The 12678-nt window shown below is 67.6% G+C and carries 12 protein-coding genes; 6 read left to right on the forward strand and 6 right to left on the reverse strand.

The annotated features are described in order from the left end of the window. Positions 1 to 32 precede the first annotated feature (32 nt). A complete protein-coding gene (locus tag KY497_RS12770; protein ID WP_017830434.1) occupies positions 33 to 1271 on the forward strand; it encodes a beta-ketoacyl synthase in 1239 nt (412 codons plus the stop codon). 138 nt (positions 1272 to 1409) lie between these two features. On the opposite strand, the gene KY497_RS12775 is transcribed toward KY497_RS12770, so the two are convergent. Next, positions 1410 to 2075 carry a YitT family protein gene (locus KY497_RS12775; RefSeq protein ID WP_219869190.1) on the reverse strand — a complete coding sequence of 222 codons (666 nt, stop codon included), beginning with the start codon at positions 2073 to 2075 and terminating at the stop codon, positions 1410 to 1412. Between the two features lie 95 nt (positions 2076 to 2170). Here KY497_RS12775 and KY497_RS12780 point away from each other — a divergent pair, with 95 nt between their 5' ends. Beyond that, on the forward strand, positions 2171 to 3574 hold the full coding sequence (locus KY497_RS12780; protein WP_141386807.1) for a PLP-dependent aminotransferase family protein: 1404 nt from the start codon (positions 2171 to 2173) through the stop codon (positions 3572 to 3574). Positions 3575 to 3710: 136 nt separating this feature from the next. On the opposite strand, the gene KY497_RS12785 is transcribed toward KY497_RS12780, so the two are convergent. Both KY497_RS12785 and KY497_RS12790 read right to left on the reverse strand, forming a co-directional pair. Next, the gene (locus tag KY497_RS12785) at positions 3711 to 4214 is read right to left on the reverse strand and encodes a DUF3145 domain-containing protein (RefSeq protein WP_141387677.1); all 504 of its coding nucleotides are present in this window, start codon (positions 4212 to 4214) and stop codon (positions 3711 to 3713) included. A gap of 181 nt (positions 4215 to 4395) precedes the next feature. Next, positions 4396 to 5169 carry a hypothetical protein gene (locus KY497_RS12790; protein WP_021200730.1) on the reverse strand — a complete coding sequence of 258 codons (774 nt, stop codon included), beginning with the start codon at positions 5167 to 5169 and terminating at the stop codon, positions 4396 to 4398. Between the two features lie 176 nt (positions 5170 to 5345). Between KY497_RS12790 and KY497_RS12795 the strand changes: the two genes are divergently transcribed. From KY497_RS12795 to KY497_RS12805, 3 genes are read left to right on the forward strand one after another with little or no spacing between them, the layout of a single operon-like run. After that, on the forward strand, positions 5346 to 7349 hold the full coding sequence (locus KY497_RS12795; protein ID WP_141387675.1) for a DUF262 domain-containing protein: 2004 nt from the start codon (positions 5346 to 5348) through the stop codon (positions 7347 to 7349). After that, positions 7346 to 8599 (forward strand): alpha/beta fold hydrolase, encoded by a 1254-nt coding sequence (locus KY497_RS12800; protein ID WP_219869191.1) that lies wholly within the window; start codon positions 7346 to 7348, stop codon positions 8597 to 8599. The genes KY497_RS12795 and KY497_RS12800 overlap by 4 nt, the downstream gene beginning before the upstream one ends. Before the next feature lie 56 nt (positions 8600 to 8655). After that, positions 8656 to 8937 (forward strand): hypothetical protein, encoded by a 282-nt coding sequence (locus tag KY497_RS12805; protein WP_219869192.1) that lies wholly within the window; start codon positions 8656 to 8658, stop codon positions 8935 to 8937. A gap of 92 nt (positions 8938 to 9029) precedes the next feature. Here KY497_RS12805 and KY497_RS12810 read toward each other — a convergent pair whose 3' ends face one another. From KY497_RS12810 to glgA, 3 genes are all read right to left on the reverse strand, one after another. Then, positions 9030 to 9287: a type B 50S ribosomal protein L31 gene (locus KY497_RS12810; protein ID WP_017830426.1), complete on the reverse strand. Its 258-nt coding sequence runs from the start codon at positions 9285 to 9287 to the stop codon at positions 9030 to 9032. 91 nt (positions 9288 to 9378) lie between these two features. Beyond that, a complete protein-coding gene (locus KY497_RS12815; protein WP_017830425.1) occupies positions 9379 to 10164 on the reverse strand; it encodes an ABC transporter ATP-binding protein in 786 nt (261 codons plus the stop codon). A gap of 17 nt (positions 10165 to 10181) precedes the next feature. Continuing rightward, positions 10182 to 11366 carry a glycogen synthase gene (glgA, locus tag KY497_RS12820; RefSeq protein WP_219869193.1) on the reverse strand — a complete coding sequence of 395 codons (1185 nt, stop codon included), beginning with the start codon at positions 11364 to 11366 and terminating at the stop codon, positions 10182 to 10184. A 46-nt stretch (positions 11367 to 11412) separates the two neighbouring features. Between glgA and glgC the strand changes: the two genes are divergently transcribed. Then, the gene (gene glgC, locus KY497_RS12825) at positions 11413 to 12654 is read left to right on the forward strand and encodes a glucose-1-phosphate adenylyltransferase (protein WP_219869194.1); all 1242 of its coding nucleotides are present in this window, start codon (positions 11413 to 11415) and stop codon (positions 12652 to 12654) included. Positions 12655 to 12678 lie beyond the last annotated feature (24 nt).

Raw genomic sequence — 12678 nt, forward strand, 5'->3', positions numbered from 1 at the left:
TTCGACTTCGTTTCGACAAGGAACCACACCCCATGACCAAGCGCATCGTCGTCACCGGCATCGGCGCCACCTCCGCCATCGGCGGAACGGCCCCGGAGAACTGGACGAACCTGCTGGCCGGCATGTCCGGCACCCGCACGCTCGAGCACGACTGGGTACAGCAGTACGAGCTGCCCGTCACCTTCGCCGCCGAGGCGATCGTCCGCCCGGAAGAGGTTCTCCCCCGCCACGAGGCCAAGCGTCTCGACCCCTCGTCGCAGTTCGCGTTGATCGCGGCGCGCGAGGCGTGGGCGGATGCCGGTTCCCCCGAAGTCGCCCCCGAGCGACTCGGTGTCGACTTCGCCACCGGCATCGGTGGACTCTGGACGCTCCTGGACGCCTGGGACACCCTCCGCGAGAAGGGCCCGCGACGGGTGATGCCGCTCACCGTCCCGATGCTCATGCCGAACGCCGCTGCAGGAAACCTGTCACTGCAGTTCCACGCCCGCGCCTACGCGCAGACCGTCGTCAGCGCGTGCGCCTCCAGCACCGAGTCGATCATCCATGCCTTCCACCACCTTCAGGACGGTCTCGCCGACGTCGTGATCGCCGGTGGCACGGAGTCCGCGATCCACCCGATCACGATGGCATCGTTCGCCTCCGCGCAGGCGCTCTCGCGTCGGAACGACGACCCGGCCCACGCGTCCCGACCGGGCGCGATCGACCGTGACGGATTCGTCATGGGCGAGGGAGCCGCAGCCCTGATCCTCGAGACCGAGGAGCACGCGAAGGCTCGCGGCGCCAAGATCTACGGCTATGTGCTCGGCGGAGGCGTCACCGCCGATGCCTACCACATCACCGGCAACGACCCCGAGGGCAACGGTGCCGCACGTGCGGTGACGCAGGCGCTCGAAGAGGCCGGCATCACCGCCGACCAGGTCACCCACATCAACGCGCACGCGACGTCGACCCCGGTCGGCGACCCCAACGAGTACGTCGCGCTCAAGAAGGTCTTCGGAGACCGAATCGACGAGATCCCCGTCTCGGCGACGAAGGCATCGACCGGGCACCTGCTCGGAGGCACCGGCGCACTCGAGGCGATCTTCGCGCTCCTCGCCCTGCGCGACCGTGTCGCACCGCCCACGATCAACATGACCGAGCCCGATCCCGCTGTCCCGTTCCGTCTTTCGGGCGACGCCACGCCGCTCGGCGAGGGTCCGCAGTTCGCGATCAGCAACTCGTTCGGATTCGGCGGTCACAACGCCGTGCTCGTGGTCGCCAGCGCCGACTGACACGCCAAAACGATGAGCGGCCCTCGGGATTCCGAGGGCCGCTCATCTCATCTGCATGAGGATCACACGGATGACTGAGCATCCGACGGTACTCAGTCATGCACCTGTGCGCAGGTCATGCAGGTGCGCGGTGATCCGTCAGGCGGAGCGGAGCAGACCGAGCTTCTGCGAACGCGCTTCCCTCATCCGCGTGATGCGCGGCAGGAACCAGCCGATCAACGGCCCGACGCCGAACGCGAAGAGCACGGTTCCCACGCCGACGGGTCCACCGAGCAGGAAGCCGATCAGCAGCACGCCGCCTTCGATCAGTGTCCGCACCAGCCACACCGCCCAGCCGGTACGTCGGACGAGGCCCGTCATCAATCCATCGCGGGGTCCGGGACCGAAGTCTGCGGCAATGTACAGACCGGTCGCGAAGGACAGCAGCAGGAGTCCGAAGACGAACATGGGGGCGCCGATCCACACCGAAGCGGGCTGCGGGATCAGAGCGAGTGCGAGGTCGGCGCTGGGCCCGACGATGAGCGCGTTCAAGACGGTGCCGAGCCCCACCCGCTGACGCAGCGGGATCCACAGCAGCAGCACGACGATGGACACGACGACGGTCATGACGCCGTATCGGAGGCCGGTCTGCTCGGCGAGACCGAGCGCCAGCACGTCCCACGGCGCGACGCCGATGCCGCCGCGCACCATGAAGCCGAGGGCCACGCCGTAGAGGAAGAGACCCACGAGCAGCTGTACGAGCCGCTCGACGAGGTCACGCCGACTGGTGGCGGTCACCGGGAGCACGACGGAGCGTAGGAGCATGCTTCCACTCTGGCCCCTGGGCCACGTCCGTCAGCGAATCCACTCAGCGCAAAGTGGCCTGCACTCGTCAGGCCACTTTGCGGCATGCTGGACGCATGGGATCACGACTCGTCGAACAGCTCGGGGCGCACAACGTGGCGGGCTCCGCAGCGACGACGCTCGCCGACCGGATCAGGGCGCTGATCCTCGACGGCCGGCTCACGGTCGGCGAACGTCTGCCGAGCGAGCGCGCTCTCGCGGTGGAGCTTCGCCGTTCCCGCTCCACGATCACCCGCACCTACGGGCTTCTCGAGGCCGACGGGTACGTCTCCCGTCTGCACGGAGGCAGCACGCGCGTCACCCTGCCGAACGGACACGCCGCGCCCGGCACTGATGCCGACGACGACGCCATCGATCTGTCCATCGCGTCGATGGACTCCACACCGGGACTGTATGACGCGACGGTCCGATCCCTCCCCCGCCTTGCGGCCTTGCGCGGCACCAGCGGATACTCCCTCCGTGGCCTTCCTGAGCTCCGAGAGGCCGTAGCGCAGCGGTTCCGGGATCGCGGAGCACCGACCTCGGCCGACGAGATCATCATCACCTCCGGGGCGCTCAACGCGGTGAACCTGATCCTCGCGGCGATCGGACGACGCGGCGAGAGGGCCCTGGTCGAGCAGCCCACGTTCCCGCACGCGCTCGAGGCGCTGCACCGGCACGGATACCGTCTGCTTCCGACGCCCGTCGACGTCGACGGATGGGACACGCGCCATCTGAACGAGACTCTGCTCGGCTCCCGCCCCCATGTCGCCTACCTCATCCCCGACTTCCACAACCCGACCGGCGCCACGCTGCCCGACGAGGAGCGCTCACGCATCGTCACGACGGCGCGCAACGTGGGCACTCAGCTCCTCGTCGATGAGACGACCACCGAGCTCGATATCGACCGCGGCTGGTCGCCGGCTCCGATGGCCGCGAGCGGACCCAATGTGATCACGGTCGGATCGATGTCGAAGATCGCATGGGGCGGGATGCGCATCGGTTGGATCCGTGCGAAGCGCACGGTCATCGCTCGACTGCTCGCCGTTCGTCCATCCTTCGAGCTGGGCACCGCACTGCTCGAGCAGTGCATCGCCGTCGAGCTTCTCGCCGACATGCCTGCGCTCACCTCGCACGTCGGTCAGCGTCTGCACGACGGTCGCGCAGCGGTGGAGGCCGGCGTGGCGGGCATCCCCGGCTTCCGGATGCCACCGACACCAGGAGGGCTGTCCGCATGGCTCGACATCGGTGCGCCGCTGTCCACCTCGCTGTCCCTCGCTGCTCGCGAGCGGCAGCTGATCCTGCCTCCCGGACCGCGCTTCACGACGGGCGGCGTGCTCGAACGTCGACTGCGCATCCCCATCACCCTGCCGCCCGAGCGCACGGCTGAGGCCATGCGTCGCCTTTCGTTGGCCTGGGAGGACGTGCGCGGCACCGGCACGTCCCCGCACGCTGAGCTGCAGCACGCCGCGGTGATCTGACCGACGACGAGGACCCCACCTCGTCTCCGGGGCGGGGTCCTCGCCGTGCGGAGCGGGGAAACGTCTTCTCAGCGTCCGGAATGACTCACCGGCATCCGATACTCACGCCTCCCCCGTTCCGGTCTGCGGGGTCGGGCTAGCCGACCTTGTGGAGCCAGACGACTCTGGCGTCGTCGCTGGCATGGCGGAAGGGTTCGAGTTCCTCGTCCCACGCGGAGCCGAGGGCGATGTCGAGCTCGCGCTGCAGCTCGACCGCGCTGCCCGCAGCGATCTCCATCGCGTAGCGGATGCGGTCTTCACCGATCACGATGTTGCCGGCGGCATCGGTCTGCGCGTAGTGGATACCCAGGTCGGGAGTGTGCAGCCAACGACCACCGTCGCTGCGGGGCGTGGGGTCCTCGGTCACCTCGAAGCGGAGGTGCTCCCACCCGCGGATCGACGTCGCGAGAGCGGCACCGGTGCCGACGGGGCCGTCCCAGTAGAACTCCGCACGTCGTGCGCCGTCGAGGACGGGCTGGTCGGTCCAGTCGAAGTTCACCGCACGCCCGATAGCGCGACCCACCGCCCATTCGAGGTGCGGGCAGAGCGCGCGAGGCGCAGAGTGGATGAACACCACTCCGCGTGCGTAAGCCGTCGCCATGATCTCTCCGTTTCATCAGGTGCGTCTTCCCCAACGACCTGAACCACGAAGTGGCGAGAATATGCGGTTGTGGGCCCATTCTCGCCGAGATCTGCGGAAACCACAAGCATGTCATTCGACGACGAAGGCCCCGGTCATGACGACCGGGGCCTTCGGACCGCGAACGGTCGAGTCGGTGAGGTCAGGCCTCGCTCATGGCCTGCTTGACCTGCTGGCCCTTGGCGGCGTAGTACGCCGCGCGGGCAGCGTCCTTGCGCGCCTGCTCGGCGTAGCCGAACTCGAGCGTCTCCTGGTCGACCTCGTAGTTGGGCACGTCGTCGGTGCCGTGGTACTTCTCGATGTAGGCGTCGAGCTCGGGGCCCGAGGTCCACGACGTGATGAGGCAGTAGCGCGGCTCAGTGCCGTTGTGCGTGGCGGCGTGCCACAGGCGCTGGGTGTCGACGATGAGCTGAGCGCCGGCGGGGAGCGCGATGCGGTACTCGATGCTCGGGTCGGTGCGGTTCTCGCGCAGGACGAAGTAGCTGTCCTTGTCATCGGTGAGGTTGAAGAAGCCGCGGACCACCCAGCCGGTGCCGTCCGGGTTCAGACGGTTGTTGTCGTCCTGGTGGAGGTTGTAGAGGCAGTCTCCGTACGGGGTCGGCTGCAGCTCGATCACGCGGCAACGGCCGACGTTGGCGCCCGGCTCCTGCGCGCGACGCGTCAGGTTCGGGGCCTTCTCGGTCTGCGAGTCGATCCAGACGCCGTCCTTGTCGGTGCGCGGCGGCTTGTGGTTCCAGAACCCGTTGCACTCGATGTCGCCGAAGGCACTGGCGAGCGGCGCGAAGCGGGTGTCACCCGACGACTTCCAGTCGTTGTACTCGATGTCGAGCCATTCCTTGGGGTCGAGCTCCTGGTTGTAGCTGTCGAGGACGACGAATCCCTTTTCCTCGAGGGCAGCGGACTTGATGTAACCCATGATCGAGTCATGTTCCTTTCATCGGGGGCCAGCACGTTTTAACAGGCCCTGATAAGGCAAGCCTAACAGCGTCACCCGCGAGCCCTTCGGAGGTCCGCCGTGCATAACCGAATAGACTGATCGGGGCGCCCGGCGAGTCCTCGGCACCCGTCGCTACGGGAGGACGAGACACCAGCATGAGCACCGCGACCAACGTCGAGGCGACAGCAGTCAACACGATCGAGTGGCTCGCGGCGGGCACCACCACCATCGTCGTCCCCGTGTATCAGCGGCAGTATCGGTGGGACATCGGGGGATGCGAACGTCTCCTGTCCGACATCCGCGCGGTCGCCCGTGAAGACGACGCCCACCGTCACTTCATCGGTTCGATCCTGTCCGCCGAAGACGGCGCCTCAGCCGAGTCGGATCTGATCCTCATCGACGGGCAGCAGCGCATCACCACGCTCATGCTCCTGGTGGCGGCTCTGCATCACGCGGTCCGCGACACCGACCAGGCTCTGGCCGCGGCGCTCGAACGCGTGCTGGTGCGCTCCGATGCCCCCGGCCGCACGAAGCTGCGCCCGCACGACGCCTGGGCAGACCTGTACGAATCCGTGGTGCTCGACCGACGCGACGATGCCGACCGCGAATCGCGCTTCGACGACAACTACGCCTTCTTCCGCAGCCAGATCCACGTGGACGAGGTTCCGCTCATCTGGCGCGGGCTGCAGAAGCTCGAGCACGTGTCGATCACCCTCGGCGCCCAGGCGAACGCCCAGCAGATCTTCGAGAGCCTGAACTCGACGGGTGAGCCGTTGCGCGACCACGAGCTCATCCACAACTACATTCTCATGGGGTTGAGCCACGCTGAGCAGGTCGATGTCGAATCCCGCTTCTGGGTGCCCATCGAGCGGCACACCGGCGAGGCGATCGGCGCCTTCTGGAGGCACTACCTCGTGCTCGTCACCGGACGTGAGGTCGCGGCGAACGGCGAGCACGGCGTGTACAGCGCGTTCCGGCAGTCGTTCCCCCGCGTCGATCTCTCCCACCTGCAGGCGGATGCGTCCGAGTGGCGGCACCACGCCGAGATCTACGGCATCCTGCTCGATCCGTCGCGGGAGCAGGACCCCGAGATCGCGCAGCAGCTGCGCCACGTCAACACGTTCGGCCGCTCCTCGTATCCGCTCGTGATGAGCGTCTACAGCGATCACGCGCGGGGCGTCATCGACCGCTCCGAGCTCATCGAGACATTGGAGTGGCTGCAGACCCTCTACCTTCGACGCGCACTGGTGAATCTGCCGACCGAGAGACTCGTCGCGAGGCTCTGCCGCGCGCGGCGCGACGGCCGGGACGCACTCGCACGTGCGTTCGCGCGCATCACCCCGTCCGACGAACGTGTGAGCGCCGTCCTGAAGTACAGCGAACTCCCCCACCCGGCCTACGTCCTCGGCAGGCTGGAGGGGGTCGACGACCTCGAGTCCTTCGACGTCGAGCACATCGTGCCTGTCGTGCCGGGTGACACGTGGTCCGGCGATGGCGAACGGCCCTGGATCGAGTACACCGAGGACGAGCAGAACAGCCACCGCGCCCTCGCCCCGACCCTCGGCAACCTGACCCTGCTCGAACAGCCCCTCACCGAGCGGGTGTTCGGCGCCTCGTTCCCCGTCAAGCGCACGGACGCCTACGCCCGCAGTTCCGTACCCGCCACGCGCGACCTCGCCGACGTCGACGCGTGGAACACGGCGGCGATCACTCGGCGCACGATCGCACTCACCGCCGACCTGATCCGCATCTGGGCGCGTCCCGCACTCCCGGAGATCGACGACGACGGCCTGACGCCGATCCTCGATGCCGTCCGCCGTCGCGGATGGCCGACGGGCTGGGAGCGGGAGTTCGACTACGTCGAGTACCGCGGTGAGCGCTGGGAGGTGCCCGACGTGAAGTACCTGTTCAACCGGGTCTTCCGTCGCGCCTGGACGGACACGAGGACCGCCGCGCTCGCGTACTGCGCCGCACACGGGGGCCCGATCTACCAGGACATGGCCTGGAAGGGCCAGTGGGACGAGCTCGACGAGGGCCATTTCCTCTACATGGGCTGGGATTCCAACTACATGATGACCGCTGTGCAGGGTGTGCTCGAGGAGTCGGGCATCGCCTCGGAGGTCTTCGTCAAGTACTCCTATATCGGAAATGTGATGTGAACATGAGCACCGTCATCCGCACGCTGCAGGATCTCACCGTCGAAGAGCACACGCTCACCGTTCCGCTGGTGTGGGGCGATCCCGCCGACCCCCGGACGATCGACATCTTCGCGCGCGTCGTCGCCCGCGAAGGCGGAGAGTCCCTCCCCTACCTCGTCTTCCTGCAGGGCGGGCCGGGGCACGAGGCACCGCGCCCGTTCCACTCCTCGACGTCGCCGGCCTGGCTCGATGAAGCACTCGCCCACTACCGCCTGGTCCTTCTCGACCAGCGCGGGACCGGGCTCTCCACCCCGGTCGGGGATCACGACCTCGCGCGCGGCGCGAAGGCCGTGGCCGAGCACCTCACGCACCTCCGCGCCGACGCGATCGTGCGCGACTGCGAGGCGATGCGGGAGCACCTGGGCGCCACCACGTGGAGCGTGCTCGGGCAGTCGTTCGGCGGCTTCACGACCCTGGCCTACCTCTCCACCGACGCCGCCTCTCTCGAAGACGTCTTCATCACGGGTGGTCTCAGCGCCGTCGGACGCCACCCCGACGATGTCTACGCGCTCTGCTACGACAAGATGCGCGACGCGTCCGAGCGCTACTACCGCCGATTCCCGGAGCACCGCGACGCCATGCGGCGACTCGTCGATCTTGCGGATGCCGGCGGCATCGTCCTTCCCGACGGCGAGGTGGTCTCCCGCTCGCGCCTGCGGTCGGTGGGGTCGGCGCTGGGCACCAACGACGGGTGGCAGACCCTGTGGTCGATCCTGGAGCGCGATCCGTCCTCGAACGCCTTCCGGTACGACCTGATGCACGCGATGCCCTACGACGGCCGCAACCCGCTGTACTTCGCGTTCCACGAATCGAGCTACGCCGACGGCCATGCCACCCGGTGGTCGGCCGAGCGCACCGAGCCGACAGACTTCCGCGACGACCCGACGCTGTTCACCGGCGAGCACATCCGCCGCGAGTGGACCGAGACGGTGCCCGCGTTCCAGCCGTGGCGCGATGTCGCCCTCCACCTCGCCGAGTTCGAGTGGCCGAGCATCTACGACGCCGCCGCCATCTCGGCGTCGGGTGCGACCGGTGCGGCCGCGGTCTACATCAACGACGTCTACGTGCCCTACGAGTTCTCTCTCGAGACCGCGAAGCTGCTCCCGGGCGTGCAGCTCTGGCAGACGAGTGAGCACGAGCACAACGGCCTGCGCAGCGGACCGGTGCTGTCCCACCTGATCGACCTCGCCCACGGCCGCCGCGTGCGCTGAGCTTCTCCTCCTCGAGGAGGACGCCCTCGTCCCACCCGACGCCTAGTCTGGAGCGCATGGAACAGGGTGTGGGGGTGATCGTCACGGTCGGAGTGCTGCTGCTTCTGGTCTCCGCCGTGATCGTCATGATCGCCTTCGGCTTCTCGAAGGTACCCATCGAGAAGAAGTACGAGAGCAGTGGAGGTGGCCTCGGCGGCGCGTTCGACGCCGTCTGGTCGCCGACTGCGCATGAAGCGGGAATGGACCGCGACCGCCAGACGCAGAGGACAGCTCCGGCACCAGCGCCCGGCGATCCCCCTGACACGATCGACGACGGGCGGATCCGGCTCGACCTCTGACGCCTCGGAGCACGGTCGGATGCGACGCACACATCCGAGAACGAAGAAGGCCCCACGCTCCGAGGAGCATGGGGCCTTCTTCGTGACGGTCGTTACTTGGACGAGCCGCCGAAGCCCTTGAAGCGCTGGTTGAACTTCTCGACGCGGCCGGCCGAGTCCATGATGCGCTGCTTGCCCGTGTAGAACGGGTGCGAAGCCGAGGAGATCTCGACGTCGATGACGGGGTACTCCACGCCGTCCAGCTCCATGGTCTTGTCGCTCGACACGGTCGAACGGGTGAGGAACGTCTCGCCCGATCCGAGGTCGCGGAACACGACAGCCTTGTACTCGGGGTGAATGTCAGTCTTCATGGGATTCCTTAGTTGCTGCCCTGGATTGTGCCAGGGACGAGGGAAGTCTGCGGTGCAGAGAGCACCAAGGGTCGATTCTATCAGACGCTCATCAGGATGCTGCGCGTGCCGCGTAGCGTCCGTCTTCGCTGGTGAGCACGATCGGCATGCCGAAGGTGTCGGTGAGCGCCTCCGCGGTGAGCGTCTCGGCGATCGGTCCTGCGGCCACGACGGCACCGTCGCGGATCAGCATGACGTGGGTGAACCCCACGGGGATCTCCTCCACGTGGTGCGTCACCATGAGCATGGCCGGGGTCGTCGGGGAGGAGGCGTAGCCGCTGAGGAGCGCGAGGAGCTCTTCCCTGGAGCCGAGATCGAGCGATGCCGTGGGCTCGTCGAGCAGCAGGAGCTCCGGGTCGGTCATCACGGCGCGCGCGATCTGGACGCGCTTCTGCTCGCCGTCGCTGAGCGTGCCGAAGGTGCGGTCGGCCAGGTGGTCGAGGCGCCAGTCGGCGAGGACACGGAGCGCGCGACGCTCATCGATGTCCTCGTAGCTCTCGTTCCATCGGCCGAGCACCGAGTAGGCGGCAGTGAGCACGGTGTTGAGGACCGTCTCGTCACGAGGGACCCGCTTGGCCATCGCCGAGGAGGCGAACCCGATACGTGGACGCACCTCGAACACGTCGGTGCGGCCGAGGGTCTCCCCCAGCACCGTCACCGTTCCGGCGGTCGGGTGCATGAGTGTGTCGGCCAGCTGCAGGAGCGTCGTCTTGCCCGCGCCGTTCGGGCCGAGGATCACCCATCGCTGATCATCGTCGACCTGCCAGGTCACGTGATCGATGATGTTGCGCCCCTCACGGCGCACGACGACGTCAGTGAATTCCAGAGCGCTCGGCATGTCCCCAGCCTATCGGCTCAGGCGGTCAGCTCCGCGTAGAGCGCGCGCGTCGTCTCGGCGATCGCCGCCCAGCTGAACTCGTTGCGCGCCCGCTCGCGTCCGGCCTCGCCGTAGGCGCGTGCTCTCTCCGGATCCATCGCCACCTCGGTGAGCACGGCGGCCAGATCCGCGATGTAACGCTGCGGATCGACCGGTGTGCCCGTGCCGTCCTGTACCTGCTCGATCGGGACGAGACGCCCGGTGACGCCGTCGGCGACGACCTCCGGGATCCCGCCGGTCGCCGTTCCCACCACGGCAGCACCACACGCCATGGCCTCGAGGTTCACGATGCCCAGCGGCTCGTAGATCGACGGGCAGACGAACGTCGTCGCTGCCGTCAAGATGGCGGACAGTTCGTCCCGCGGCAGCATCCGCTCGATCCAGATCACGCCGTCGCGGTTCTGCTGGAGCAGGCGCACCCCCTCCTGCACCTCGGCCATGATCTCCGGCGTGTCCGGAGCGCCGGCGCAGAGCACTAGCTGCACCTCCGGAGGGAGCAGCCGCGCAGCCTGCAGCAGATAGGGCAGCCCCTTCTGCCTCGTGATGCGTCCTACGAAGACCACCGAAGGACGGTCCGGATCCATCCCGATCGAGCGCAGGAACGACTCGTCCTGCACAGGGCGCCAGCGTTCGACGTCGATTCCGTTGTGGATCACCCGGACCTTCGCCGGGTCGACCTGCGGGTAGCTGCGCAGGATGTCGGCGCGCATCCCTGCGCTCACGGCGATCACGGCTGCGGCGTTCTCATAGGCCAGTCGCTCGATCCCGCTCGAGACGGCGTAACCGCCCCCGAGCTGCTCCGCCTTCCACGGCCGCAGGGGCTCGAGGCTGTGCGCTGTGAGGACGTGCGGGATGCCGTGCAGCTGGGAGGCGAGGTGACCGGCGAAGTTCGCGTACCAGGTGTGACTGTGCACCAGGTCGGCGTCGGCGATGGCCGAGACGATCTCCAGATCGGTGCCGAGCGTCTGCAATGCGGCATTCGCCCCCGCGAGCTCCACGGGCGTGCGGTACGCGAAGGTACCCGCCTCGTCTCGGGGAGCGCCGAACGCGCGCACCTGCACGTCCACGTGCTCCCTGAGGGCCGCGACGAGCTCGGCGACGTGCACGCCGGCACCGCCGTAGACCTCCGGCGGGTACTCCTTCGTGATCATTTCAACTCGCATGTCTGAACGCTAGTACAGCGACGACGAAGGCATCTATGGTGGAGCCATGTCCGCTCCAAAGAAGGTCTTCGGGATCATCCTCGCCGGCGGCGAGGGCAAGCGCCTCATGCCCCTCACGGTCGACAGAGCGAAACCCGCAGTGCCGTTCGGCGGACAGTACCGGCTCATCGACTTCGCCATCTCGAACCTCATCAATTCGGGACTGCGCCAGATCGTGGTGCTGACGCAGTACAAGTCCCACAGCCTCGACCGGCACATCTCGCAGACGTGGCGGATGTCGGCCCTGCTCGACTCGTACGTCACGTCCGTGCCCGCGCAACAGCGCCTGGGCAAGCGGTGGTTCTCCGGCTCTGCCGACGCGATCCTGCAGAGCATGAACCTCATCAACGACGAGAAGCCCGACATCGTCGTGGTGATCGGCGCCGACCACGTCTACCGCATGGACTTCCGTCAGATGCTCGAAGCCCACATCGAGTCCGGCGCGAAGGCGACCGTCGCCGGCATCCGTCAGCCGCTCGCGCTCGCGTCGCAGTTCGGTGTGATCGACGCCGACGCGGAATCGGGACGGATCAAGCAGTTCCTGGAGAAGCCGACCGACATCGCAGGTCTCGAGGACTCCCCCCACGAGGTGCTCGCCTCGATGGGCAACTACATCTTCGACGCCGACGCGCTGACCGCCGCCGTCGAGGCAGACGGGGAGTCCCCCGTGTCGGGGCACGACATGGGTGGCGACATCGTCCCCTATTTCGTCGAGCGCGGCGAGGCCGGCTACTACGACATGAAGCAGAACGAGGTCCCCGGCTCCTCGCCGCGCGACCGCTCGTACTGGCGAGACGTGGGGACGATCGACTCGTTCTACGACGCGCACCGCGATCTGATCTCCACCCTGCCCATCTTCAACCTCTACAACATGGAGTGGCCGATCCACTCGCAGGCGGTCAACTCCCCGCCGGCGAAGTTCGTCCGTGACTCGGTCGGTCGCATCGGCAACGCGATCGACTCGATCGTCTCGCTCGGATCCGTGCTGTCCGGTACCCACCTGGAACGCAGCGTTGTGGGTCCGTGGACCCTGGCAGGGGGCGGATCGACCATCACGGACTCGGTCGTCTTCGACCACGTGCACGTCGGGCAGGGGGCGCGCATCCATCGGGCGATCCTCGACAAGAACGTGGTGCTGGCCGATGGCGCGACGGTCGGCGTCGATCGCGAACGCGACCTGGCCCGTGGTTTCACCGTCACCGAATCCGGCATCACGGTCGTCGGCAAGGGCGTCTTCATCGAACGCTGAGTGCGTCACGGAGCACGCCGACCG

This window comes from Microbacterium sp. PAMC22086 (genome assembly GCF_019443525.1).
Taxonomy (GTDB): Bacteria; Actinomycetota; Actinomycetes; order Actinomycetales; family Microbacteriaceae; genus Microbacterium; species Microbacterium maritypicum.

Bases quoted from the DNA above. Each gene is read 5' to 3' on its own strand.
- KY497_RS12770 (WP_017830434.1), top strand. From the start codon at position 33: ATGACCAAGCGCATCGTCGTCACCGGCATCGGCGCCACCTCCGCCATC.
- KY497_RS12775 (WP_219869190.1), bottom strand. From the start codon at position 2,075: ATGCTCCTACGCTCCGTCGTGCTCCCGGTGACCGCCACCAGTCGGCGT.
- KY497_RS12780 (WP_141386807.1), top strand. From the start codon at position 2,171: ATGGGATCACGACTCGTCGAACAGCTCGGGGCGCACAACGTGGCGGGC.
- KY497_RS12785 (WP_141387677.1), bottom strand. From the start codon at position 4,214: ATGGCGACGGCTTACGCACGCGGAGTGGTGTTCATCCACTCTGCGCCT.
- KY497_RS12790 (WP_021200730.1), bottom strand. From the start codon at position 5,169: ATGGGTTACATCAAGTCCGCTGCCCTCGAGGAAAAGGGATTCGTCGTC.
- KY497_RS12795 (WP_141387675.1), top strand. From the start codon at position 5,346: ATGAGCACCGCGACCAACGTCGAGGCGACAGCAGTCAACACGATCGAG.
- KY497_RS12805 (WP_219869192.1), top strand. From the start codon at position 8,656: ATGGAACAGGGTGTGGGGGTGATCGTCACGGTCGGAGTGCTGCTGCTT.
- KY497_RS12810 (WP_017830426.1), bottom strand. From the start codon at position 9,287: ATGAAGACTGACATTCACCCCGAGTACAAGGCTGTCGTGTTCCGCGAC.
- KY497_RS12815 (WP_017830425.1), bottom strand. From the start codon at position 10,164: ATGCCGAGCGCTCTGGAATTCACTGACGTCGTCGTGCGCCGTGAGGGG.
- glgA (WP_219869193.1), bottom strand. From the start codon at position 11,366: ATGCGAGTTGAAATGATCACGAAGGAGTACCCGCCGGAGGTCTACGGC.
- glgC (WP_219869194.1), top strand. From the start codon at position 11,413: ATGTCCGCTCCAAAGAAGGTCTTCGGGATCATCCTCGCCGGCGGCGAG.